This is a genomic window from Sphingopyxis sp. (assembly GCF_965227415.1).
Lineage (GTDB): Bacteria > Pseudomonadota > Alphaproteobacteria > Sphingomonadales > Sphingomonadaceae > Sphingopyxis.
Window position 1 is genome coordinate 2170001 of sequence record NZ_OZ245749.1, and the last position, 22779, is coordinate 2192779.

The 22779-nt window shown below is 65.3% G+C and carries 24 protein-coding genes (1 of these 24 running past the window's edge); 11 read left to right on the forward strand and 13 right to left on the reverse strand.

The window, feature by feature from the left end; translation table 11 throughout:
* The 3 genes in view from ACO055_RS10615 to ACO055_RS10625 are tightly spaced (at most 20 nt apart) and all read left to right on the forward strand, a layout consistent with a single transcriptional unit that may run on beyond the window.
* Positions 1–313 carry the end of a glycosyltransferase family A protein gene (locus ACO055_RS10615; protein WP_422058838.1) on the forward strand. 683 nt of this gene lie to the left of the window's left edge, so the window shows 313 of its 996 coding nt (coding positions 684–996); its start codon lies off the left edge, out of view; it ends in the stop codon at positions 311–313.
* A gap of 7 nt (positions 314–320) precedes the next feature.
* Entirely contained in the window at positions 321–1799 is a 1479-nt protein-coding gene (locus ACO055_RS10620) for a lipopolysaccharide biosynthesis protein (protein ID WP_422058839.1), read from the forward strand.
* A 20-nt stretch (positions 1800–1819) separates the two neighbouring features.
* On the forward strand, positions 1820–2794 hold the full coding sequence (locus tag ACO055_RS10625) for a glycosyltransferase family 2 protein (protein ID WP_422058840.1): 975 nt from the start codon (positions 1820–1822) through the stop codon (positions 2792–2794).
* Positions 2795–2798: 4 nt separating this feature from the next.
* Here the strand turns inward: ACO055_RS10625 and ACO055_RS10630 are convergent, their stop codons facing one another.
* Entirely contained in the window at positions 2799–3224 is a 426-nt protein-coding gene (locus ACO055_RS10630; protein ID WP_422058841.1) for a CBS domain-containing protein, read from the reverse strand.
* Between the two features lie 118 nt (positions 3225–3342).
* Between ACO055_RS10630 and ACO055_RS10635 the strand changes: the two genes are divergently transcribed.
* Positions 3343–3651, forward strand: coding sequence for a hypothetical protein (locus tag ACO055_RS10635; protein WP_422058842.1), 309 nt, complete (start codon positions 3343–3345; stop codon positions 3649–3651).
* Complete coding sequence (locus tag ACO055_RS10640) at positions 3641–4030, forward strand: acyl-CoA thioesterase (RefSeq protein WP_422058843.1); 390 nt, start codon at positions 3641–3643, stop codon at positions 4028–4030. The genes ACO055_RS10635 and ACO055_RS10640 overlap by 11 nt, the downstream gene beginning before the upstream one ends.
* Positions 4031–4036: 6 nt before the next feature.
* Here ACO055_RS10640 and ACO055_RS10645 read toward each other — a convergent pair whose 3' ends face one another.
* The 5 genes from ACO055_RS10645 to prfA form a co-directional block, all read right to left on the reverse strand.
* Entirely contained in the window at positions 4037–5590 is a 1554-nt protein-coding gene (locus ACO055_RS10645; protein ID WP_422062454.1) for a DUF4139 domain-containing protein, read from the reverse strand.
* A 33-nt stretch (positions 5591–5623) separates the two neighbouring features.
* Positions 5624–6991 (reverse strand): DUF4139 domain-containing protein, encoded by a 1368-nt coding sequence (locus tag ACO055_RS10650; protein ID WP_422058844.1) that lies wholly within the window; start codon positions 6989–6991, stop codon positions 5624–5626.
* A gap of 89 nt (positions 6992–7080) precedes the next feature.
* A complete protein-coding gene (locus ACO055_RS10655) occupies positions 7081–7917 on the reverse strand; it encodes a DUF4167 domain-containing protein (RefSeq protein ID WP_422058845.1) in 837 nt (278 codons plus the stop codon).
* Positions 7918–8172: 255 nt separating this feature from the next.
* Positions 8173–9036 carry a peptide chain release factor N(5)-glutamine methyltransferase gene (prmC, locus tag ACO055_RS10660; protein WP_422058846.1) on the reverse strand — a complete coding sequence of 288 codons (864 nt, stop codon included), beginning with the start codon at positions 9034–9036 and terminating at the stop codon, positions 8173–8175.
* Positions 9037–9090: 54 nt separating this feature from the next.
* Positions 9091–10161, reverse strand: a complete 1071-nt coding sequence (gene prfA, locus ACO055_RS10665) for a peptide chain release factor 1 (protein WP_422058847.1) — start codon at positions 10159–10161, stop codon at positions 9091–9093.
* 27 nt (positions 10162–10188) lie between these two features.
* Between prfA and ACO055_RS10670 the strand changes: the two genes are divergently transcribed.
* Positions 10189–10557 carry a GIY-YIG nuclease family protein gene (locus ACO055_RS10670; protein WP_422058848.1) on the forward strand — a complete coding sequence of 123 codons (369 nt, stop codon included), beginning with the start codon at positions 10189–10191 and terminating at the stop codon, positions 10555–10557.
* Positions 10558–10653: 96 nt separating this feature from the next.
* Here the strand turns inward: ACO055_RS10670 and hisS are convergent, their stop codons facing one another.
* Positions 10654–11904, reverse strand: coding sequence for a histidine--tRNA ligase (hisS, locus tag ACO055_RS10675; protein WP_422058849.1), 1251 nt, complete (start codon positions 11902–11904; stop codon positions 10654–10656).
* 77 nt (positions 11905–11981) lie between these two features.
* On the opposite strand from hisS, the gene ACO055_RS10680 reads away from it, so the two are divergent.
* From ACO055_RS10680 to ppa, 3 genes are all read left to right on the forward strand, one after another.
* Positions 11982–12620, forward strand: a complete 639-nt coding sequence (locus tag ACO055_RS10680; RefSeq protein ID WP_422058850.1) for a DUF1345 domain-containing protein — start codon at positions 11982–11984, stop codon at positions 12618–12620.
* A gap of 81 nt (positions 12621–12701) precedes the next feature.
* On the forward strand, positions 12702–14627 hold the full coding sequence (locus ACO055_RS10685) for a M61 family metallopeptidase (RefSeq protein ID WP_422058851.1): 1926 nt from the start codon (positions 12702–12704) through the stop codon (positions 14625–14627).
* Between the two features lie 87 nt (positions 14628–14714).
* Complete coding sequence (gene ppa / locus ACO055_RS10690; protein ID WP_422058852.1) at positions 14715–15251, forward strand: inorganic diphosphatase; 537 nt, start codon at positions 14715–14717, stop codon at positions 15249–15251.
* 39 nt (positions 15252–15290) lie between these two features.
* Here the strand turns inward: ppa and ACO055_RS10695 are convergent, their stop codons facing one another.
* From ACO055_RS10695 to ACO055_RS10710, 4 genes are all read right to left on the reverse strand, one after another.
* A complete protein-coding gene (locus tag ACO055_RS10695; RefSeq protein WP_422058853.1) occupies positions 15291–16220 on the reverse strand; it encodes a mechanosensitive ion channel family protein in 930 nt (309 codons plus the stop codon).
* The gene (gene metC, locus ACO055_RS10700) at positions 16217–17416 is read right to left on the reverse strand and encodes a cystathionine beta-lyase (RefSeq protein WP_422058854.1); all 1200 of its coding nucleotides are present in this window, start codon (positions 17414–17416) and stop codon (positions 16217–16219) included. The genes ACO055_RS10695 and metC overlap by 4 nt, the downstream gene beginning before the upstream one ends.
* 209 nt (positions 17417–17625) lie before the next feature.
* Complete coding sequence (gene sseA, locus ACO055_RS10705; protein ID WP_422058855.1) at positions 17626–18468, reverse strand: 3-mercaptopyruvate sulfurtransferase; 843 nt, start codon at positions 18466–18468, stop codon at positions 17626–17628.
* Between the two features lie 187 nt (positions 18469–18655).
* Positions 18656–19969 (reverse strand): hypothetical protein, encoded by a 1314-nt coding sequence (locus ACO055_RS10710; protein WP_422058856.1) that lies wholly within the window; start codon positions 19967–19969, stop codon positions 18656–18658.
* Positions 19970–20095: 126 nt separating this feature from the next.
* Here ACO055_RS10710 and queF point away from each other — a divergent pair, with 126 nt between their 5' ends.
* Together queF and ACO055_RS10720 are read left to right on the forward strand one after the other, a co-directional pair.
* Complete coding sequence (gene queF, locus ACO055_RS10715; RefSeq protein ID WP_422058857.1) at positions 20096–20566, forward strand: preQ(1) synthase; 471 nt, start codon at positions 20096–20098, stop codon at positions 20564–20566.
* Between the two features lie 47 nt (positions 20567–20613).
* Complete coding sequence (locus ACO055_RS10720; RefSeq protein ID WP_422058858.1) at positions 20614–21024, forward strand: acyl-CoA thioesterase; 411 nt, start codon at positions 20614–20616, stop codon at positions 21022–21024.
* Here the strand turns inward: ACO055_RS10720 and ACO055_RS10725 are convergent.
* Together ACO055_RS10725 and ACO055_RS10730 are read right to left on the reverse strand one after the other, a co-directional pair.
* Complete coding sequence (locus tag ACO055_RS10725) at positions 21021–21410, reverse strand: hypothetical protein (protein WP_422058859.1); 390 nt, start codon at positions 21408–21410, stop codon at positions 21021–21023. The two genes, ACO055_RS10720 and ACO055_RS10725, sit on opposite strands and share 4 nt — an antisense overlap.
* A gap of 71 nt (positions 21411–21481) precedes the next feature.
* The gene (locus tag ACO055_RS10730) at positions 21482–22768 is read right to left on the reverse strand and encodes a cytochrome P450 (protein ID WP_422058860.1); all 1287 of its coding nucleotides are present in this window, start codon (positions 22766–22768) and stop codon (positions 21482–21484) included.
* Positions 22769–22779: the final 11 nt, after the last annotated feature.

Sequence of the window (22779 nt, forward strand, 5' to 3'; positions counted from 1 at the left end):
CAACATGCGCGTGTACGACAAGATCGTCGCGGCCCGTCCCGGCAGCGAAGAAGCCCGACTCGCATCGGCGCTCCGCGCGCGCGAGGAAGAGCGCGGCGAGGTCGAGGAAGCCGTCGCGGCAGTCATCGCTGGCGACACCGGCAAAGGCTTGCAGGCGTTGCGGTCGCACCGAAACACGATGCGCAAGCCCGTCTGGTCGTTTGCCTTTGCGCTGTGGCGTGTCTTTCCCCGGCTCGCGCCGCCGATGCTCGCCTGGCGCCAGAAGCGGCACGCCACGACAATGACGCCGTCCCCCGAATTCCGCGCGGGCTGATCCGGGCATGTCGGTCCGCAAAGCCATCGCCTGGGCGAGCGCCAGCAAATTGCTGAGCTTCACGATCGCGTTCGCGAGCAGCATCGTCGTCGCGCGGCTGTTCCTGACCCCGGCCGAGGTCGGACTCTTTTCGATCGCTTTCGCGGCAACCGCGCTGATCGCCGTGCTCCAGGAATTCGGGCTCAACCGCTACATCGTCGGCGAAGCCGAGCTCGGTGAGGAAAAGCTCCACACCGCTTTCTCCGTGTCGCTCGCCGTGGCGTGGGGCGTCGCGCTGGTGATTCTCGCGGCCGCGAAACCTCTTTCCTGGCTCTACGGCGACCCCAAGCTTTTCCCGCTGATGCTGGTGATCGGTTCCTCTTATCTGTTCGTGCCGCTGGCGATCGTGCCGACCGCGCTTCGCCAGCGTGCGATGGATTTCCGGTCGGACTTCATGATCGAGGTCGCCGCCGCGATCACCAATGCGGTCGTGACGATCAGCCTTGCCGCAGCGGGGAAAGGTCCGATGGCGCTCGCATGGGGAGCGCTCGCGCAGCAGGTCGCCCGCGCGCTCGTCAGCCAGTGGCGCAACGGCTGGATCTTTCCCTGGCCGCTGCGCTTCGCCGGCGCGTCGCACGTGCTGCGTTTCGGCGGCGGGTCGACCTTGCTCCAGATATTCGATTCGGTCGGCACGCGCTCGCCCGATCTGATCGTCGGCGGCATCGCCGGCAACACCGCGGTCGGCCTGTATTCGCGCGCGAGTGGGCTCGCGGTGCAGCTCGTCAATCTGATGACCGGCGCGGTGAACAGCGTCTTCTATCCCGCGCTCGCGCAGATGCGGAACGAGGGCAAATCGCTCGCCGAACCCTATCTGCGGCTCGTCGGCGGCTATACTGGGATCGTCTGGCCAGCGCTCGCCGGGCTCGCTGTCGCATCCTATCCGTTGGTGAACGCCCTGTACGGGCCGCGCTGGACCGCCGTCGCGCCGATTCTCAGCCTGCTCGCGATTGCCGAGATGATTTTTGTCGCGCTGCCGATGAGCGTCCAGGTTCCGATCCTGCTCGGCCGCCTCGACGGGGTGCTGAAGCGCACCGGCATCGCGACGGTTGCCGCGGTGGTGCTTCTGTTTGTCGGCGCGCGCTATGGCGGACAGGCAGCAGCTGCGGCCTATGTCGCCTATGCCGCCTTCTGGTTCTGTATCTATGTCGTGTTCCTGCGCGGCCTCACCGGGTTCCGCTGGCGCGGCTTGCTTGCCGACTATGGCCGCAGCCTGATCGGCGCCGCTGCAGCGGTCGCGCCGCTGCTTGCGTGGTACCGCTGGATCACGCCGCCGACCGCGATGGGCTTTGCCGAATTGCTGGCGCCGGTCGGCACCGGCGTCCTGCTCTGGCTCGCCGCGCTGTTCGTGACGGGCAATCGGCTCGCAGCCGACGTCCGGCTGCTGATCGCCACCACGCTTGACCGAATCGGCGTGCGCCGAATCGCGTCCGAACACCCACTGCCCTGATCATGGAGCCATCGCCTGCCATGCAATTCACCGTTCTGATCGTGACCTATAATCGTGCCGACCTGATCGAACGCTCGCTCGACAGCATCGCGCGGCAGACATTTTTGCCTGCCGAAATCGTCGTCGTCGACGACGCCTCGACCGATAATACTGGCGAAGTGGTCCAGGCATGGGCGACGCGGAACTCGGTGCCGGTCAGGTATATCGCGGCGGAAAAGAACGGCGGCGAAGGCGTCGTTCGCAATATCGGCATGAAGGCGGTGACGACCCCGCTGATCGCCTTTCTCGATTCGGACGACGAGTTCCGCCCCGATGCGATGGAGCGGCTGATCGCGCCGCTGATCGCCGATTCGTCGCTCGCGGTCAGCTTTGGCGACGCCTTCGTCCTGCCCGAGCCCGGCCCCGGCCTGCCGCCGCGGCTCGTCGAAAGCCGCCTTCGGGCGGACGAGACAAGCCCGATGGAGGGCGCTCCCGCAGGAACGGGCTGGCGCCAGCTCAACGACCCGCAATCGACGCTGCTGCTGATCAGCATGATCCCGACCTGTTCGGCGATGTTCCGCCGCGACGCCGCTGAAGCCGTCGGCTGGTTCCCCGAATATCGCCGTGCCGGCGACTGGCTGTTCTGGCTCAAGCTCACCGATCAGGGCGGCTTCGCGGTCCAGTTCTTCGATGCTGCCAATGTTTATCGGCAGGGCGACAATCTGACGAGCGCCGGCACCGACGCGCTGTGGGCGCAGCAGATGCTGCACGTCTATCTGGGCCTGCGAGACGGTTCCATCCCGCTCCGGCTGACGTCGGCGAATCGGGCTCGGCTCGAAACCGCGATTGCCGAGAAGAGCGGCCATTATCGCTATTGGTATTCGCGCAAGGGATGGCGCGGCTATTGGCAGGCGCTCGGCGAAACCGAGGCGCGCGCGAGCGGAAGCCGCCTGACGCATTTGCTGCGGGACCCCAAGAGCGCGGCGCGCGCGCTCTATTCAAGTTTCCGGTCTTAGCGGATCAGGACGCGATATAATCGCGCATCGCCGCGGCTTCGGCCTCGATACGATCGATGCGATATTTGACGAGATCGCCGATCGACACGAAACCGACGAGCCGGCTGCCGTCGACGACAGGCAGGTGCCGGATGCGCTTTTGCGTCATCTGCGACAGCGCGCCCATCACCGCCATGTTCGAATCGCACGTTACCGGCGACTTGGTCATGACCTCGTCGAGCTTTCTGTCGAGCGCCTCGGGGCCATAGGACGACATGAGGCGAACGAGATCGCGCTCCGAAAAAATGCCGACGATGATATCGTCCTCGACCACCGGTACCGCGCCGATCCGATGTTGTGCCAGCAAGTCGATCACCGCGCGCACGGTGTCGGCCGGCCGCGCCGAAATCACCGCGCCTGTGCGCCCGTGAAGAATCGCTCCGATCGTCATAGGTGCCGCTCCCATTTCTTTATCCGTTGCCGGACGAGCCTATCATGATTCGCCGCCAAGCCAAAAGGGGCGGCTTTCACGCTTGGACTTGTCCGGCGGTTGGTTCATGGAGGCGCCCATGGTCAAACCCTCGCCCCTCGACGATCACCGCACATCGGATGTCGCCTGGGCGCGGTATCGCCGGCTGATGACGGGCATGGCGCTCGTATCGTTTGGCGCGGTCATCCTTGCGCTCGGCTGGCTGCGTTATACGCTCGGCGACCAGCTCACCATCCACATGATCATTGCGACCGCAGCGGGCGTCGGCCTGTCGGTGATGCTCGGCGCGGCATTGATGGGCCTTGTTTTCCTGTCGAGCGGCAGCGGCCATGACGAGGCGATCGAGGACCCTTTCGAAGATGATCCGGATATGAAACATGACCGATAAACTTGCCGACTGCCCACGCGAGCCGATCCTGCGCGTCGTTCCCGCGCCCGCCGACATCAACAGCAACGGCCACATATTCGGCGGCTGGGTACTGAGCCAGATGGACATTGCCGGGGGAATCGTCGCGGCGCGGATCGCGCAGGGTCCGACCGCCACCGTGGCGATCGAGGCGATGGAATTCATTGCCCCGATCCTGCTGCGCGACATCATCTCGGTCTATGCGAATCTCGAGCGGCGCGGCCGGACGTCGATGGGGATCCGGATCGAGGTCGTGGCGACGCGCGGACGCGGCGAAGAACAGGTCAAGGTCACCGAAGGGCTGTTTACCTTTGTCGCGCTCGACGAGAATCACCGGCCACGGCCGCTGCCGCCAGTCTGACGGGGCTTATTTTACGCGAAAATTTTGGACTAGCCGGTCGTTCGCGGGGACGCGCACGCGCCAGACCCAGCTGTCGCCGCGGCGCTCCCACCCTTCGGGCTCGGGATCGAGCTTGAGCGGAACCAGCATCTCGACTTCGGCATCGAACGGCCGCGCGTTGGTCAGCGTGACCTGCCACAACCGAACATCCTTGTTGGCGGGATCGACCTGGATTGCGGTCTGGACCTGGACCGCGGGGCTGGTTCCGATGTCATAATCGACGCGCTCGTCCTTTGCCTTGTCGCCGACCTTCGCTTCGCCGACGAGCAGGCGGCGGTCGCCGATCGTCTCGAACACCGTGACCATGCCCGCAGGCAGCGCAAAGCCGAGCCCGTCCGTTTCGCGATTCTGGACACGCAGCCGCGTCATCAGCGGCACGGGGCTGCCCCCATAGTTCTGATAAAGCGTACCCGCGTAAAGCTGTTCGACGGCAACCCTGTTGCTCGCCAGCAGCGCGACCTGCTTTTGCCCTTTCGCCGACACATCGACGCGGAACGGGACGCGATAGAATTTGAGATCGCCCAAATCTTCGGGCGGCGGCGGCGGCGGCGGCGGGGGCGGCGGTGCGGGCGCCGGAGGCGGTGCCATCGCATAGCCGCGGTTGCGGCGACTCGCGGTCACGACGACGTCCTGCATCGATTCCTCGGCAAACGCCTCTTCGAACGCAATGATCGGCGGCAGTTCCCACAACGGATGCGTGCTGGTGATGTCCATCGGCCAGCAGCGGAGGACCAGCGCGCCCGGCGTGCTGCGCGGCAGCGGCGGGCTGTACATCTTGTTGAGGCGACCGGCGATCACGTTGAGCTGTGCGTTCGGAAAGCTTGTGACGCCGCCATTGGCGACAGTGATCCAGCCGGTCAGCCCCAGCGTCTTTCCGTCGGCACCCCGATCAGCAACATAGTTCGCCGCCCAGTCAAACCCCTCGGCGAGATAGAGAAGCTGCACAGTGACCGTCCGCGCAGCCTTGCTTTCGACCAGCACCGACAGAGTCGGTTTCGCCGAAAGGTCTTTCGGCAAGCGGGCATAGAGCATCCGCTCGGGAAGCCCTGAGCAACCAAGCGCTTCATAGCCTGTGGCGGTCTGAAGGATCACACCGCCGTTGGGGCCAGCCTGGATCAGCGCTTCCTGTTCGACGACCTTTCCCGTCGCGCGGTCGGTACGGCGCACGGTCACGCTGCGCTTGAGATAGGCGTCGACCAGCCCCGCGGGCGAGAGAAGCCGCGCGTCGCGATTCTTTTCGATCACGCCCTCGGGCAGGCCGCTCACGACCGCGGTTTCGGGAAGCAGTCCTTCGGCCACCCCCTCGAAGCGCAATATCGACACGCCCGCGGGCAAGGTCACCTTTCGCGTTTCGGTTATGAACGCGAAGCCTTGCGGCCAGTTCGGGTTGATTCCTCCGCCACCGCGATCGGGCGCGCGGTAGACGGTGACGGCGGTGTTGGCGATCGACGACGAAACGACGACCGGCGGTTCGGCCTGGGCATGCGCCAACATCGGCGCAAGCAGCGCCGCGACGAACATCAGCAGGGGCCAAGCCCGCGCCACGGCCGCGTCTCAGTAGCGCGTGTCGAAAGTGGCGGTCAGTTCGACCTTGCCGTTGGCGGGCACCGGCACCTGCCATTCGACACGGTCGGCCGAAACGCGTTCGCTCTTCAGGCTTTCGTCCGTGATCCGAACATCGCCATAGAGCCCGTCCTGTGCGACCAGCACGGTCGCCGCGTCGGGCCGCGCGTTGGTGACGACATATTTCATCTTCGTCACCCAGCGCGAATCGCCCTTGCGCGTCCGCGAGACGACGGTCGTCTGGACCTTCACGTCAAAGGCGTCGCCGGTCCGCAGCGACATCGCCGAGCCGATGGGGGTGTGGGGGATGCTGTTTTCTCCAATGAACTGCGGATCGCCGCGCGCGTCGCGCATGTAGACGCGGATCGTTCCCGCGGGCAGCTGGTCGCCGAGTCCGCCCTGTTTCGACGTCGAAAAGCGCAGCACGCTCGCGGTGCTCACCGGATCGGTGCTGCTGCCGAGCCAGCGGTTGACGAACTCGTATGTCGAACGCGCAGGCGCGCCTTTCACGTCGAGAAAGCTGACCTGCTTCTGCTGTGCGTTGGCGATGGTCGTGCGCTCGGCAAGCGGATAGAGGTAATAATCGCCCAGCCGTTCGCGATTGTTGCTCTCGGTCCCGGCCGAATCCATCGCGCCGCCGAGCTGGCGGAAACCGCCGCCCCCGCCAGGGTTGCCCGCGACCAGAAGCGTGCGGGCATTGGCGAACGTCGTGCCGGTGCTGTTGGTCAGCGTCACCCAGCCCTGAATATCCATCGCGCCCTTCGCGGCGTCGAACAGGGCCACATAGTCCGCGGTCCAGCCGAGGTTGGGCGTGAGATAGGATAGCCGCGCCGGAATCGTCCCCGCATCGGCCGCATCGACGGTCACCGACAGCGTCGGGCGCGCGCGCAAATTGGGCGGCAGGCGGTCGAACACCGCGCGCACCGGCAGGCCGTCGTCGCGCAGCACCTCGATCCGCTCGCCGACCTGCAGCACGATACCGCCGTTCGCCGCGAGCACTTTGGCGCGCTCGCTGCGTTCGACGCCGGTGGCCGGATTGGTGCGGATGAGCGTGATCTGCTGACCGACCGCCTTGTCCATCAACTTGTCGGGGGTGAGCAGGTCGAAGTCGAAATTCTGTTCGACGATACCGATGCCGGGACCCGACAGCGTCACCGTTTCGGGGCGGATGCGCGCCGAGACGTCGGGAAATTCGATGCGGTTGCGCCCGCGCGTGACGCTGAGTTGCCGGTCGTCCTGAACGAGCGACTGGCCATTGTTATAGATGGTGACGGCGACGTCGCCCTGCGCGTTGCCGAACGCGCTTTCCTGCGCCGCGAGCGGGGTGGTCGCCGCCCCGCCGACAACCAAGCAAATCATTGCCAAAGCGCGCATAATTACCTCCCCGCAAGCGTGTTGCGGGGAGGCTATGTCATGTCGAATCCAAAGGCTAGCCGAAAACGAAAGCCCTATTCGGCCGCTTCGACTCCGGGACCGCGCGGAGCGAGCGTACGGCGGGTGCGGCGCGCCTTGGGCGCCGGTGCATCGTCGTCTTCGCTCGTCTCGGGTTCGGCCGGACGGCCGATCGCCGGCGGCAGGACCGAGGTGTCGATGCCGGCATTGCCGCCATCGTCATTCGCATCGGCTTCGGGACGCGCGCGGCGCGGACCGCGACGATTGGCACGCGGTGCCGGCGCCGCTTCTTCGGCGACCACGTCGGTCTCGTCGCTTTCATCGGCCTCGACCGCATTGCCGCGATCGTCGTCGCGGTCGCGACGGTTGCCATTGCCGCGCGGCTGGCGATTGCCGCGATTTTCGTCTTCGCCGCGGCCACTGCCGCTGCGCTGGCCACCGCCGTCGCGCTCACCACGTTCGTTACGATCGCGGCCGCCATCGCGGCTGTCTTCGTTACGCTCGGGTTCGATCTCGGTGTCGAAGCCGCTGTCGTCATGTCCGTCGAAATCCTCGACGCCGCGAACGTCGCGCTGGCGGTCGTAGGGACGTTCCTGTCCGTTCTGCGCGGCCTTTTCTTCCTGCCGGATGCGGAAATCGCTCACGACGCGGAAATAATGGTCGGCGAACTGGAGATAATATTCGGTCTGGACCCGATCGCCCGCAAGCTGCGCATCGCGCGCCAGATTACGGTATTTCTCGATCATCTGTGCCGCATTGCCGCGGGCACGGCTGTCGATGCGGTTGGCCTGATCGACTCCGCCGCGTCCGCCACCGGACTGCGAGCGATTATTGTTGTTGCTGTTGTTGTTATTATTGCGGCCGCGACGGCGACCGCTCTGTCGGTTGTTCATGTTCAACTGAGACATCCTGTCGATAAGCTAATAAGCTACGCCAACCCCTTTTGGCCGACCGCGCTTGTCTAGCGCGTCGCGCCCGCGCCTCGCGCGCGGTTCTTGCCCTTTACCGCTTGCGCCGAGCCAAGGCCCTGCACCAGCATCGTAAGTGGGAAGCAGACCAGCCGGACCAATAAAGGTACCCGTGCCGGGTCTGTGAGCCGCCCCTACAGCGCTTTGCTGCGGAAACCAAGCAAATTCTTGTGCGGGCGATCAGGGGCGGGTCAGCAAAAGCGCCCTGTCGCGGCCGCCCAGATCCTGGCGGCAGGCAACGGAAAATCCCGCTGCTTCGGCAATCCCGGTCACCGATATGCGTTGCCGATGGCCGATTTCAACGACGGCCACCCCGTTCGGCGCCAGAATATGCGGCAAATCGGGGATGATCCGGCGGTAGTCGCCCAGGCCGTCGGCGCCGGCGAAAAGCGCGGCGGCGGGTTCGAAATCGGCGACGTCGGGCATCAACGCTTCGCTGTCGGCGATATAGGGCGGATTGCAGAGAATGAGGTCGAAGCGCCGATCGAGTCCCGATGCCCAGTCGCCCGGCCTGAATTCGGCGCGATCCGGCAGGCCCAACGCGTCGGCATTGACGCGCGCGCAGGCCAGTGCCGCGTCGCTGGCATCGACACCAAGGCCGCTGGCATTCGGCCATTCGGAAAGCGCGGCGAGAAGCAATGTCCCCGGCCCGGTACCCAGGTCGAGGATGGACGCAGGGCCGACCGCGCCGAAATATCCGACGGCCGCTTCGATCAGCGTCTCGCTGTCAGGACGCGGGATCAGCACACCGGGGCCGACAGCCAACCGGATCGTCCAGAAATCGCGATAGCCGACGATATAGGCAATGGGTTCGTGCGCGAGCCGCCGCTCGACAAACTTCGCAAAGTCGTCAGGCACCGTAAAGCGCGCGGAATCGAGCAGCAGCCGATCGCGCTCGACGCCGAGCGCATGCGCCATCAGCAATTCGGCATCCAGGCGCGGCGTTTCGGATATCGCGGCTAGCCGCCTCGCTGCTTCGCGCAGGGCGACGCCAATTCCCCGCTCTCCTTCAGGGGAGGGACCGGGGGTGGGGTCTAGAAGCATGGTGCCGCACCTCGACACCCCGCCCCAACCCCTCTCCTGAAGGGGAGGGGCTTTTCAGCCATCACCCAGCCCCGCCAGCCGCTGCGCCTGATCCTCGGCGATCAGCGCGTCGATCAGCTCGTCCATCTGTCCTTCGATGATTTCGGGCAGGCGGTGGAGGGTCAGGTTGATGCGGTGGTCGGTGACGCGCCCCTGCGGGAAATTATAGGTGCGGATGCGTTCGGAGCGGTCGCCCGACCCGACCATCGACTTGCGCGCCGATGCCTCGGCGCTGTGGATCTTCTCGCGTTCCAGGTCATAGAGCCGGGCGCGCAGCACCTGCATCGCCTTCGCGCGGTTCTTGTGCTGGCTGCGCTGGTCCTGCTGGATCACGACCAGGCCGGTGGGCAAGTGGGTGATGCGGATCGCGCTGTCGGTGGTGTTGACGTGCTGGCCGCCCGCACCCGACGCGCGATAGATGTCGATCTTGAGGTCGCCGTCGTTGATCGCAACGTCGACTTCCTCGGCCTCGGGCAATACCGCGACGGTCGCCGCGCTGGTGTGGATGCGGCCCTGGCTTTCGGTCGCGGGGACGCGCTGGACGCGGTGGACACCGCTCTCGAACTTGAGCTTGGCGAAAACGCCCTGCCCGCTGACCGACGCGACGACTTCCTTGTAACCGCCGACTTCGGTCTCGTTCGCCGAGATGACCTCGACCTTCCAGCCCTGGCCGTCGGCATAGCGGCTGTACATGCGGAGCAGATCGCCCGCGAACAGCGCCGCCTCGTCGCCACCGGTCCCGGCGCGGATTTCGAGCATCGCGGCGCGCTCGTCGGCGACGTCCTTCGGCAGCAGCTTGATCGCGAGGTCATGTTCGGCGGCGGGCAGCGCTTCGTCGACAGCCGCGATTTCCTCGGCCGCCATCGCCTTCATTTCGGGATCGGCGAGCATGTCGGTCAGCGACACGCGTTCGCCGCGCAGGCGCACGACTTCCCGCGCGGCGATCGCCACGGGCTCAAGCTCGGCGAATTCCTTCGACGCCGCGACGAAATCGGCGGGCGCCATATCGCCCGTCGCCATGCGCGCCTGCAACGCGGCATGGCGTTCGATGATGGCGTCGATCTGCTTTTCGGAAACGGAGGTCATCTTGTCCAAAACGGTAATAACTACGTCATGCTGAACTTGTTTCAGCATCCATGGCGCCGCATAGAGGCCAACATGCCGTCGCGGCAACCCTGCACCTATATTCTCGCCAGCCAGAAGCAGGGCACGCTTTATATTGGCGTCACGTCCGACCTGGCGGCACGGCTGTGGCAGCATCGATCCGGCGTCGTGCCTGGTTTCACGCGCCGATACCGGGTTTATCGACTCGTACACGCCGAGTTATTCGACGACATGCACACTGCGATCGCACGCGAAAAGCAGCTAAAACGATGGCATCGCTCATGGAAAATCAATCTGATCGAGGCTGACAACCCCGACTGGAAGGACTTGGCCGTTGCCTGGGGCGTCGCCGATCCCATTCAGAAACCGTCATGCTGAACTTGTTTCAGCATCCATGGCGCGACGCCGAGACTTCAGTCCATGGACCCTGAAACAAGTTCAGGGTGACGATTGTGTGATCCATGCTCAGTGGCATCAAATATTCTTCAGAACGCTCTGCACTTTCTCGGCAATCTCGTCTGGAGTGGCCGACTGAGTTCGAACGACCGGTTGACCGTCAACCCACCGCACCGACATCAAAACATGAGCGTTGATTTTCGTCGCCTTGTCATAGCGTTTCCGGGCAGATCCGGTGGCAATCATGTCGGCCGACAATTTGTTCTGCCTCAAAGTTGCGGCGATCTTCTGCGCAGCCGGAATAGCGAGGTCATCCTCGACGGCCATTATGACATTCAAGAGTTCGGTTTTCGGCTCTTCCACCAACATCGCCAACCGCTCGATCCCGGCCGCCCAGCCGACTGCCGGGGTCGGCGGGCCGCCGAGATTTTCGATCAGCCCGTCATAGCGGCCGCCGCCGAGCACGGTGCCCTGCGCGCCCAAGCGGTCGGTGACGAATTCGAACGCGGTGTGGCGATAATAGTCGAGGCCGCGCACGAGGCGCGCGTTGCGGTGCCATGCGACGCCCGCGGCGTCGAGGCCCGCGGTCACGGCGCCGAAGAAATCCTGTGCCTCGCTGGTCAGATAGGCGTCGATATCGGGCGCGCTGTCGGCGATCGGGCGGTCTTTGGGGTCCTTGCTGTCGAGGATGCGCAGCGGGTTCTTGTCGAGCCGTGCGAGGCTGTCTTCGCTGAGGTCGCTGCGGTGCGCCTCGAAATGTTCGACGAGCGCCGCGCGCCATGCGTCGCGGCTTTCCGCGTCGCCCAGCGTGTTGAGCGTCAGCGTCACGCCCTCCGAAATCCCCAGCTCCTTCAGAAGCTGATCGGCGAAGACCAGCAGTTCGGCATCGGCGAGCGGGCTGTCGCTGCCGAGCACTTCGGCGTCGAGCTGATGAAACTGGCGATAGCGGCCCTTTTGCGGGCGCTCGTAGCGGAACAAGGGGCCATGGGTCGCGACCTTCAGCGGCGCGAACTGCTGCCAGCCGTTGGTCACATAGGCGCGCGCGATCCCGGCGGTGAATTCGGGGCGCAAGGTGATCGATTCGCCGCCGCGATCCTCGAACGAATACATTTCCTTCGACACGACGTCGGTCGTCTCGCCAAGCGAGCGCGCGAACACGGCGGTGGGCTCGATCACCGGCACCTCGACGCGCTTGTACCCGTAAAGGCGGCGCACCCGATCAAACGTGTCGACGACGTGCTGAAACCGGTCGGCGAAATCGCCGAGCATGTCCTGCGTGCCGCGCACGGCCTGCGGCGTCGGAATTTTGGCGGATTTGTCCTTGCTCATGCGCCGCGCGTCTAATGCTTTTTCGCCGAAAGGCAAAGCGGGCTTGCGCGGCTTTCGCTCTCGGCTAGGCTCGCGCCATGGCCCGCACCATCGGCAACCGCATCGCGCCCCCGCGCTTCATCGCCTATGCGGCGGGACTGATCGCCGCCGCGGCTTATGCGGCGGGCCAGGACGGATCGGCGCTGCGCGATTTCCTGATCGGCTTCGACATCGTCACCGCGCTGTTCCTGTTGTCGACGATCCCGCTGTTCCGCACCCGCGACCCGAAGGTCATCGCGCAGCATGCGGCCCAGAATGACGCCAATCGCGCCGCGCTGCTCGTCATTTCCTTCGCGGTCAGCGCCGTGGTGCTCGGCGCGCTGGCGCTGCTCGTCGCGGGTACCGGCCCCTATCCGAAACCGCTGGTCATCGTCACGCTGGCGCTGGCCTGGCTGTTCGCGAACCTTGTCTATGCGATCCATTATGCGCATCTTTATTACAGCCCCGACAAAGTGCACGGCGGCCATGCCGGCGGACTTGCCATCCCGAGCGCAAAGGCGCCCGATTATTTCGACTTCCTTCATTTCGCGCTGATCCTGGGCATGACCTTTCAGACCGCCGACATCGACATCACCAGCCGTGCGATCCGCCGCGTTTCGACGGGGCATTGCCTGGAAGCCTTCATCTTCAACATCGGCATTCTGGCTTTCTCGATCAACATGATCGCCGGGGGCTGACGGAGGCGCTTTGTCGAACAGCGCCGCCCGCTGGCAGACCGCTGGCTGGACCTCGCGCCATTTTGGCGGCAGAGATTGCCGATGAAAAAGACATTGTTCGTCGCATCCGCCCTGATCGCCGTCACAACCCCTGCCTTTGCGCAGGAGGGCAACAGCCGCCCGCAACCGGTGGTTCAGCCGCACAGCATCCCGCTGCCCGCCGACCGGCCCTATCCGGGGACGATGCTGCTCAAGGTCGATGCGAGCGATTTTGCGCGTGGCATCTTTCGCGTCCGCCAGACGGTCCCGGTCGCGAAGAGCGGCAAGTTCACGCTGCTCTATCCGCAATGGCTTCCCGGCAAGCACGCGCCGCGCGGGGCGATCGCCGAGATCGCAGGCTTCAAGGCAAGCGCGGGCGGGAAGCTGCTGACATGGATGCGCCAGCCGACCGACGTCTATGCCTTTGACGTCGACGTGCCTGCGGGGGTGAAGAGCATCGACGTCGTCTTCGACTTCCTGTCGCCGACCCGCACGACCGAGGGCCGCGTCGTCGTCACCCCGGCGATGATGAACCTGCAATGGGAGCAGGTGAGCCTGTATCCCGCGGGCTATTTCACCCGCGGCATTCCGGTGCAGCTCGACGTCACGCTGCCCGACGGGTGGACCGGCGCGGCGGCGCTCGACGGATTGAAAGTCTCGGGCAATCGCTACAGCTATGCGCCGACGAGCTATGAGACACTGATCGACAGTCCGATGTTCGCGGGGCTTCATTTCCGCAAATGGGACCTCGGCCAGAATGTCACGCTGAACGTCGTCGCCGACGAAGCCAAATTTCTCGACGCCAAGCCCGATCATATCGCGCGCCACGCCGCGATGGTCGCCGAGACGATCGCGCTGTTCGGGACGAAGCATTTCGACCGCTATGAATTCCTGCTCGCGCTCAGCGACGAGCTTGGCGGGATCGGCCTCGAGCATCACCGGTCGAGCGAGAACAGCCGCAACCCCGACTATTTCACCGAATGGGACGACAATGGGTCGGAGCGCGGGCTGCTGCCGCACGAATTCACCCACAGCTGGAACGGCAAATATCGCCGCCCCGACAAGCTGTGGACCCCCGATTACCGCACCCCGATGCAGGGCAATCTGCTGTGGGTCTATGAAGGTCAGACCAGCTTTTGGGACCTGGTTCTCGCTGGCCGCTCGGGCATGCAGTCGAAGGAGATGGTCCTTGGCGAATGGGCCAATCTTGCCGGCCTCTACAGCGTGCAGGCGGGGCGTGCGTGGCGCTCGGTCGAGGATACGACGCTCGATCCGGTGATGGCGGCGCGCAAACCCCGCCCCTTTCCGACCGCGACGCGCACCGAGGATTATTACAACGAGGGCTCGCTGATGTGGCTCGAGGCGGACATGATCATCCGCACCTCGACGAACAATGCGAAAAGCCTCGACGATTTCGCCAAGGCCTTTTTCGGCGGCAAGAGCGGCGACTGGGGCGAGGTCACCTATGATTTCGACGATGTCGTCGCGGCGCTGGATGCCGTCCACCCCTATGACTGGGCGAAGTTCCTCCGCGATCATATGCAGGCGCCCGGCCAGCCCGCGCCGACCGCGGGGATCGAGCGGGCGGGCTATCGGCTGCTGTGGCGCGACGCGCCGAACGCCTATGACCGCGACCGCATGGCGCAGGCCAAGAATTACGACCTCACCCATTCGCTGGGCATGGTGGTCGACAAGGATGGCAGCGCGGGAAGCATCCTGTGGGACGGGCCGGCCTTCAAGGCCGACATCGTCAACGGAACGAAGATCGTCGCGGTCGACGGCATGAGCTATAGCAAGGACCGGCTCGAGGCAGCGATCAAGACGGCGACCGACGGCAAGACGCCGGTGAAGCTGCTCGTCGAGCGCGGCGGGCGGTATCGCCAGGTCGATATCGACTATCATGGCGGACTGCGCTGGCCGCATATCGAAAAGGCGGGGGCCGGACCCGACTGGTTCGACCAATTGTTCGCGGCCAAGCGCCAGCTCTGATCCTGCGCCAAGCTTAACGGCCTCGACTTTGCGCCGGTTCCGGCGCTAAAGGCGCGCGCGATTCAAAAACACACAAGGACATCTCCCATGCGCATCGACCTGATCCCGGCCGGCGACAGCCCGCCCGACAGCCTGAACGTGCTGATCGAAGTGCCGATCGGCGGCGAGCCGGTGAAATATGAGTTCGACAAGGCGTCGGGGGCGCTGTTCGTCGACCGTTTCCTGCACACGCCGATGCGCTATCCCGCCAATTACGGCTTCGTCCCGCACACGCTGGGCGAGGACGGCGATCCGCTCGACGCGCTGGTCGTCGCGCGGTCGCCGATCGTCGCGGGCGCCGTGGTGAAATGCCGCCCGATCGGCGTGCTGCTGATGGAAGACGATGCCGGCGGCGACGAGAAACTGCTCTGCGTCCCGGTCAACAAGACCTTTCCCTATTATGCCGATGTCGCAAGCTACACCGACATGCCGCCGATCGTGCTCCAGCAGATCGAGCATTTCTTTACCCACTATAAGGACCTCGAGCCCGGCAAATGGGCAAAGCTCAACGGCTGGGGCGACGTCGACGAGGCCAAACGCATCATCGTCGAATGCATCGAGCGGGCAAAGAAAGTGGGCTTTTAGCCTCTGCGATCGTCGTCGCGGCGCGCGCCGCGACGGAGTTCAGGGGGTCGGCGCCGCGCTCGGCGTTCCCAATATCCGCACATCCTGCCGCGGATAGGGAATCGCGATCCCCGCTTCCTGGAAACGGTCCCAGATCCCGAGGAAGACCTCGCCCTGGATGTTGCCGAGCCCCGCTTCGGGGTCCGAAATCCAGTAGCGGAGTTCATGTTCGACCGCGCGTTCGCCGAAAGCCGTGATCCACACGGCCGGCTCGGGTTCGTCGAGGATGCGCGAATTGGCCTTGGCCGTTTCGACGATCAGCCGCTGCGCGAGGCGCAGGTCGCAGTCGTAACCGACCGGCACGCGCATCCGCACGCGCACCTCGGGGCTGGCATAGCTCCAATTCTCGACCGGTTGGGTCATCAGAAGCTCGTTCGGGATCAGATGCTTCTTGCCGTCGCGGGTGATGACGTTGACCGCACGCACCCCGATCTTGGCGACGCGGCCGACATTGGGCACGCCGCCGGGAAGCGCCGATCCGCCCATCGAACTGCCATCGCCGACGACGATGATGTCGCCGGGCTCGATCGAGCGGTCCATCAGCAGGATGATCCCCGCGATCAGATTGCCGACGGTCTTTTGCAGGCCGAAGCCGATCGCGAGTCCCGCCGCGCCCGAAAACACCGCGAGTGCCGTCAGGTCGATGCCGAGCAGGTCGATGCCGAAAAGCAGCGCGAGCGAGAAGAGCGCGATCGCGATCAGCTTTTCGGCGAGCAGCCGCTGCGTCGCGTCGATATGCGTGTTGCGGCGAAGCAGCCATTTGATCGCGCGCAGCGCCAGCTTGACCGCGATATAGAGCAGGACCGCGACGACGATCGTCGAAAAGAGGCTGTAGAGCGAGAGGCGATAGGCGCCGACATCGAGCCCGATCGCCTTCATCGCCGCGACCGTACCCTCGAACCCCTCGCGAAGACCGCCGCGGACGGTCATAGCGCGGCGAAGCCGCGTTCGAGATCGGCGATCAGGTCGGCCGGATCCTCAAGCCCGATCGACAGCCGGACGAGGGGATCGGGGTCGGTCCATAGCGTGGCAGAGCGGATCGTTGCCGGATCGCTGGGGACGACGAGGCTTTCATAGCCGCCCCAGCTGAACCCGATGCCGAAATGCGACAGCGCATCGATGAACCGCGTGCGCGCCGCTTCGTCGACGCCCTTCAGCGTGAAACCGAAAAGGCCGCTCGTGCCATTGAAGTCCCGCTTCCAAAGCGCATGGCCGGGATCGCCCGACAGCGCGGGATGCAGCACACGGCCGACCTCGGCCCGCGCTGCAAGCCAGTTTGCGACAGCGAGGCCGTTTTCGCCATGCCGCGCCATGCGCACGTCGAGCGTGCGCAGCCCGCGCAGCATCATCGCGCAATCGTCGGGCGAGACCGCCTGCCCAAGCTGATAGGCCGCGCTTCGCAGCTTCGGCCACACCGCGCGGGTCGCCGTCAGCGAGCCCATCATCGCGTCGCTGTGCCCGCCAGCATATTTGGTGAGGCTCATCATCGCCACATCGACGCCATGCGCCAGCGCGGGGAACAGCAAGGGTGTCGCCCACGTGTTGTCGAGCATCGTCACGATGCCGCGCCGCCGCGCGATCGCGGTGATCGCCGGAACATCCTGCACCTCGAACGTCAGGCTGCCGGGCGATTCGAGGAAGATCAGTTTCGTCTGGTCCGTCAGCAGGTCGGCGATGCCGGCCCCGATCAGCGGATCATAATAGGTCGTCCGCACCCCCATCCGGGCAAGCATGCCGTTGCAGAACGCCCGCGTCGGTTCATAGGCGCTGTCGACCATCAGCAGATGATCGCCCGGCGAGAGCAAAGCGAGCAGACCCGCCGAATTCGCGGCGACCCCCGACGGATAGAGCAAAGTCCCCTCAGCCCCGGGCTCGAGATCGGTCAGCGCGTCGGCGAGCGCCCACACGTTCGGTGTCCCGCGCCGACCATAATACAGCTTGTCGTGGGTCGCATGCCCGCGCGCCTTCAGGTCGGCGACATTGTCGTAGAGGATCGTCGATGCCCGCCACACCGGCGGATTGACGACCGCGCCGCCGAGCCGCGGATCACCCGTCCATTCGGGCCGCCGCCCGCCCTGCACGAGCCTGGTCGCGGGGCGGAGGCTCTCTTCGTCATTCTTGCTCATCGAGCCTTGTTAGCGGAGCAGGGAGCAAAATCCAGTGGCCGGGAACTACGCCCGCGCCGAGGGCCTTTCATTATCTCACGCAAAGACACAAGGATGGCAGTTCGCGCACACACGATATGCGCGAGAACTGCCATCCTTGTATCTTTGCGTGAGTCAAAATAGCGCTACGCGCGGGGGACTGAGCCGCCCCCCGCGTCACGCCACCCGGTTCAAGCCGCGCCGGTCGCTTTCGGCGTCGCGGCGTCGGAGCCCCATTCGAGCCAGCTGCCGTCATAGACCGCGACATCTTCCTTGCCGAGCAGATGCGCACCGAACGCGACCACGGTCGCGGTCATGCCGCTGCCACAGGTCGTGACGAGCGGCTTGTCGAAATCGACACCTGCCGCGCCAAAGGCCGCCTTCAACTCGTCGCCGCGCTTCCAGGTGCCGTCGGCGTTGAAGAGGTCGCCGAAGGGCAGATTGCGCGAATTCGGAATATGGCCCGGCGCAAGGCCCGGGCGCGCATCACGCTCTTCGCCCGTGAAGCGCTTGGCGTCGCGCGCGTCGACGACCTGTTCGGCGCCGCTGTCGATGTTGGCGAGAATCTGGTCTTTCGTGCGCACGGCCTTGGCATCGCGCCACACGGTGAAGTGGCGATGGCGCATCGTCTGCTTGCCCATTTCGAGCGGGCGGCCTTCGGCTTTCCACTTGGCAAGACCGCCATCGAGCAGCGCGACATCGTGCGCACCGAACAGTTTGAGAAGCCACCAGGCGCGCGCCGCGCTTTTCAGCGGGCTGTCATCGTAAATAACGATGCGGCTGCCGTCGCCGAGGCCGAGCGACTGCATGCGGCTCGCAAATTTCTCGGCCGGAGGCGCCATATTGTCGATCGCATTGTTCGCGTCGGCGAGTTCGGCGAGATCCATGAACACCGCGCCCGGGATATGGCCGGCCTCATATTCAGCGCGCGCATCGCGCCCCGCGTCAGCTGTGAATTTCGTTGCATCGACGACCCGCAGGTCCGATGCCCCCAGTTCGCTTTCCAGCCAGTCGGTTGAGACCAAGGCGTCCATGTCATGCTCCTGTTGCGACCGAGCGGAACCTGTTTTGCCTGTCCCGCCCCGGCCATCCTGCTGTGGCTCTGTTTTTCCTGGGGATGGCAAGCCTATGCCCCGGCGTGCCCTTTTTCAAGCACGGTGGCGTGCCTGCCTCAGCTAATGCTGCGCTGCAACAAAAAAGCAGCCGTTCGGATCGATTGGCTTACTGCGCGCGCTTGATCGCGGTCGTGCGCGCCGCCGGGCGGTTCACGACGAAAGTCGGATGGTCGAGCGGCAGGGGCGCCAGCTTGACGCTGCCACTCACGCCCTGCTCGCGGCCGAGCACGAAGGTGCCGGCATTCTGGCCGAACGCCTCGCCGTCGCCGTCCCAATGATAGGTGACGTCGAACGCGAGCACCGGAACGAGCATCGGCTTTCCGCCGATGATCAGCGGCTCCACGGCCACGCGCGGCAACATCACTTCGGTGCTGAGCTGCTCGCCCGCTCCCGCTTCCAGGACCATGTCGTCGCGCAAGACGCTGCCGCCGGCACCGTCGAAGAAGCGCGCCAGCACCGGCTCGGTCATCGCCGAACCCTGATTGAGCGCGATGCGCACCATCAGCCCCGTTGCGGCGACTGGCCCCTGGTTCATCAGGTTGAGCGAGAAAGCGACGACAAGCTGCTCGCGCGTCATCCGGATACCGCGAATGTCGAGCGCCATCGATACGATCGCACGTTGTTCGTCGGCGGGCCGCGTGACGAGCGGCGACGCAGGCTGCGACGCGGGTCGCGCGGCCGGGACAGGAGCGGCGCGGGGCGCCGGTTCGGCGGCGCGCGGCAACGGCTTCGGTAAAGGTGGCGGCGGCGTCGGCTCGGCATAATCGGCAGGCACATCGCCCGCGACGGCGGGTCGGCGGCGCCAATACCAGAGGCCCGCGCCAAGGGCGGCAAGGCCGGCCAGCAGCCACGCCCAGACCGGCGTGCCGTCGCCGCTCGCAGGCGTCGGTGCGGCGCCATCGTCCGCGACGGGCGCCGCGACAACGGGCGCGGTGGGATCGTTTGAAAAGCCGGGAGCGGCAGAAGGAGCCGCATCGCTGGCCGGAGCGGCCTCCGTCCCGGCCGGAAGGGCGGGCGCCGTGGTGCCCGGCACCGCGTCGATGGCGCGCGGCGCCGTTTGGGTCGTTGCCGTCGCGGGACGGCGAGCGGGCGCCGATCCGGAAGGCGCCGGCGCCGACGTCGCGGGCTGCGTCGCGACCACCGCCGGCGGCGACGGCGCGGGAGCGGGCGTCGGGCTCGGCTGGCCCGGCCGTTCGCTGGGTCCGAGCGGCGGGATATTATTGTCGGTCGGTCCCTGCACCCCCGGTGCGCGGCCGTCGTTCGCGGGCGGCAGGCGGAACGTCGACGACGGCGCGGGCGTCGGCGAAGCGGTGTCGGACTGTTGCGCCGCGACGGGCATGCTCAGCGCGAGCGACGCCGCCATCGCGCCCAGCGACAGCCGCGCCGTCTTTTCGTTCCGCCCGATTGTCCGCACCGTCATGTATGAATCCGCGATCCCGAAACTGCTCTTTTCCGGCTCTCGCGCTGAATTGGCGCTGAACCCGGCCCGTGCCATCACCCGCATCGCGCGGATGACAGAGGCCGCGCGCGTCCCTAGATGGTTTCCATGTCCGATTCTACCCCCGCGCCGCTCGCGCCCAAACATCTGGGCCAATCCAGCGAACTGCCTGCCTCGCCCGAGGCCGCTGTTCTGGACTATGTGCCCAACCCGCGTGCGGGCGAACTGTATCTCGTCCGCTTCGCAGCGCCCGAATTCACGTCGCTCTGCCCGGTCACCGGCCAGCCCGATTTCGCCCACCTCGTCATCGACTATGCGCCGGGCAAGACGATCGTCGAATCGAAGAGCCTGAAGCTGTTCCTCGGCTCGTTCCGCAACCATGCCGGATTTCACGAGGATTGCACCGTCGGCATCGGCCGCCGCCTGTTCGACGAGATGCAACCCGAATGGCTGCGCATCGGCGGCTATTGGTATCCGCGCGGCGGCATCCCGATCGATGTCTTTTGGCAATCGGGCGCCCCGCCCGCGGCACTGTGGCTGCCCGACCAGGGCGTCGCGCCCTATCGCGGGCGCGGCTGACAAGATTCATCTTTCCGTCACAAAATATTGACATTAGTGTCAGCGATATGACCGCAGCCTCGCACCCGCACGACCACGCCATCGCCGTCGGCGCCGACCAGATCGATTTCATGGGGCACGTCAACAACGCCCATTATCTGAGCTGGGTGCAGGACGCGGTGCTGTCGCACTGGCGCCATATTGCGCCGCCCGACGCCGTTGCGGCGCATCTGTGGGTCGCGTTGAAGCACGAGATCACCTATCGCCGCCCCGCCTTCCTCGACGATCAGGTCATCGCGACCGTGATCCTCGAGAAAGTCCAGGGCGCCCGCGCCTTCTATGAAACGATCATCAAGCGCGGCGAGGATGTGCTGGCCGAAGTCAAGTCAAGCTGGTGCTGCATCGACGCCGAAACGCTGCGCCCCGCGCGGCTTGCGAGCGACGTGATCGCGCGCTTTTTCCCCGGCGAAAAGGCCTAGCTCGACCCTTCGATCATCGCATCGACGAGTGTTTCCATGAATTCGCAGCTGTCCTTGATCCCGCGCAGCTTTTCGATGTTCGCGGGCTCGTCGGGTCGCTCGGCGAGTTTGCCGAACATCGCGATCTGCTTGTTGAGGTCCGCCTGGATCTGGTCCTTGTCCTCGTCGGCAAGAACGGTCGCAACGGCGAGGAATTTGGTTCCCGAAGCCGCAGCTTTCGGATCCTCGGGCGCCTTGTCGCCGCCGAGCCCGGCCATGATGCCGTAAAAGGCCATGCATTGGACGCTGTCGTCGTAAAGCTCGCGCTCGTCCGCGTCGATCGTCATCGCGGCAGCAGGCGCAGACGCGGCGAGCATCAGGGCCGCAGCAAAAGTCTGATATTTCATCGATTCTCTCACAAGAAATCGACCCACACCCTGCCTTTGCATGACGCCGGACGATCGCAAAGAGAAATCGATCACGCCGCCTCGAAGCGGATCGGCAGGCGTTTGAGCCCGCCGACGAAGACCGATTCGACGCGCGCCGGTTCGCCCGCGAGTTCGAGGTTTTTGATTCGCGGCAGCAGCTCTTCCATCATGATCCGCATTTCCATCCGGGCCAGATGCTGGCCGAGGCAGACATGCGCGCCAAAGCCGAAAGCGATCTGCTGGTTCTTTTCGCGGTCGGGATCGAACGCGAACGGGTCGCCAAACACATCCTCGTCGCGATTGCCCGATACATAGTTGAGCATCAGCCAGTCGCCTTCGCGGATCGTCTGGCCGCCGATCTCGACATCCTCCCTGGCGCTGCGCATGAAATGCTGGACCGGCGTCGTCCAGCGGATCGCTTCCTCGATCAGCCCCGCCTTGTCGCTATCGCTGCTGCGGAAGCGTTCGAACAGCGCCGGGTTCTTCGCCAGTTCCATGATCGCGCCGGCGGTCGAGGCGCTGGTCGTGTCATGCCCCGCGGTCGCGATGATCATGTAATAGCCGGCGAGTTCGCGGTCGGGGATCTGATCGCCATTGACGGTCGCATTGGCGATCACCGTCGCAATATCCTCGCGCGGATTGGCGCGGCGGTCGGCGGTAAGCGCGCCGAAATATTGCTCGAAATCGGCGATCACATAATGGAGCATCGCGATCGCCTGTTCGGCGCTGGTAATCGCTTCGCGGCTGCGGTTGAGATCGGGGTCGGTCGAGCCGAACAGCTGCTGCGTCAGCATCAGCATGCGCGGCTCGTCCTCCGGCGGCACCCCCAGAATATCCATGATCACGCGCAGCGGGTAATGCGCCGCAACGTCGCGCGCGAAATCGCATTCGGACCCGCCCGCCAGCATCTGGTCGACCGTGTCGCGCGCGAGCGTGCGGATGCGGTCTTCGACGATCTTGAGGTTCTTGGGCATGAACCAGCTCTGCGTGAGCAGCCGGTATTTCATATGGTCGGGCGCATCCATCTGGACCAGCGAGCGGATCAGATGGCCGTCGTTGTTCGGGGTTGCGGCCCGCGCGATCGCTTCGCCGTCGCGGTTAGTAAGGACGGTCGGGCGGACACCGTTCGCAAAGCGTTGCGGATCGCGGCTGATCGCCATGATGTCGGCGTGCCGCGTGACAAGCCAGAAGGGATCGACCTCGGGGTTTTCGGCGACCGCGAGCGGCGCGTTGACCCGCGCCCAGGCGAGATGCTGGTGCAGCGGCTCCCACGCGCCATAGGCGGCGGGATCGACAACGGCGGCGGATACCTCTCCAGGCAATATAGGTTTTGTCATGCAACCAAAGC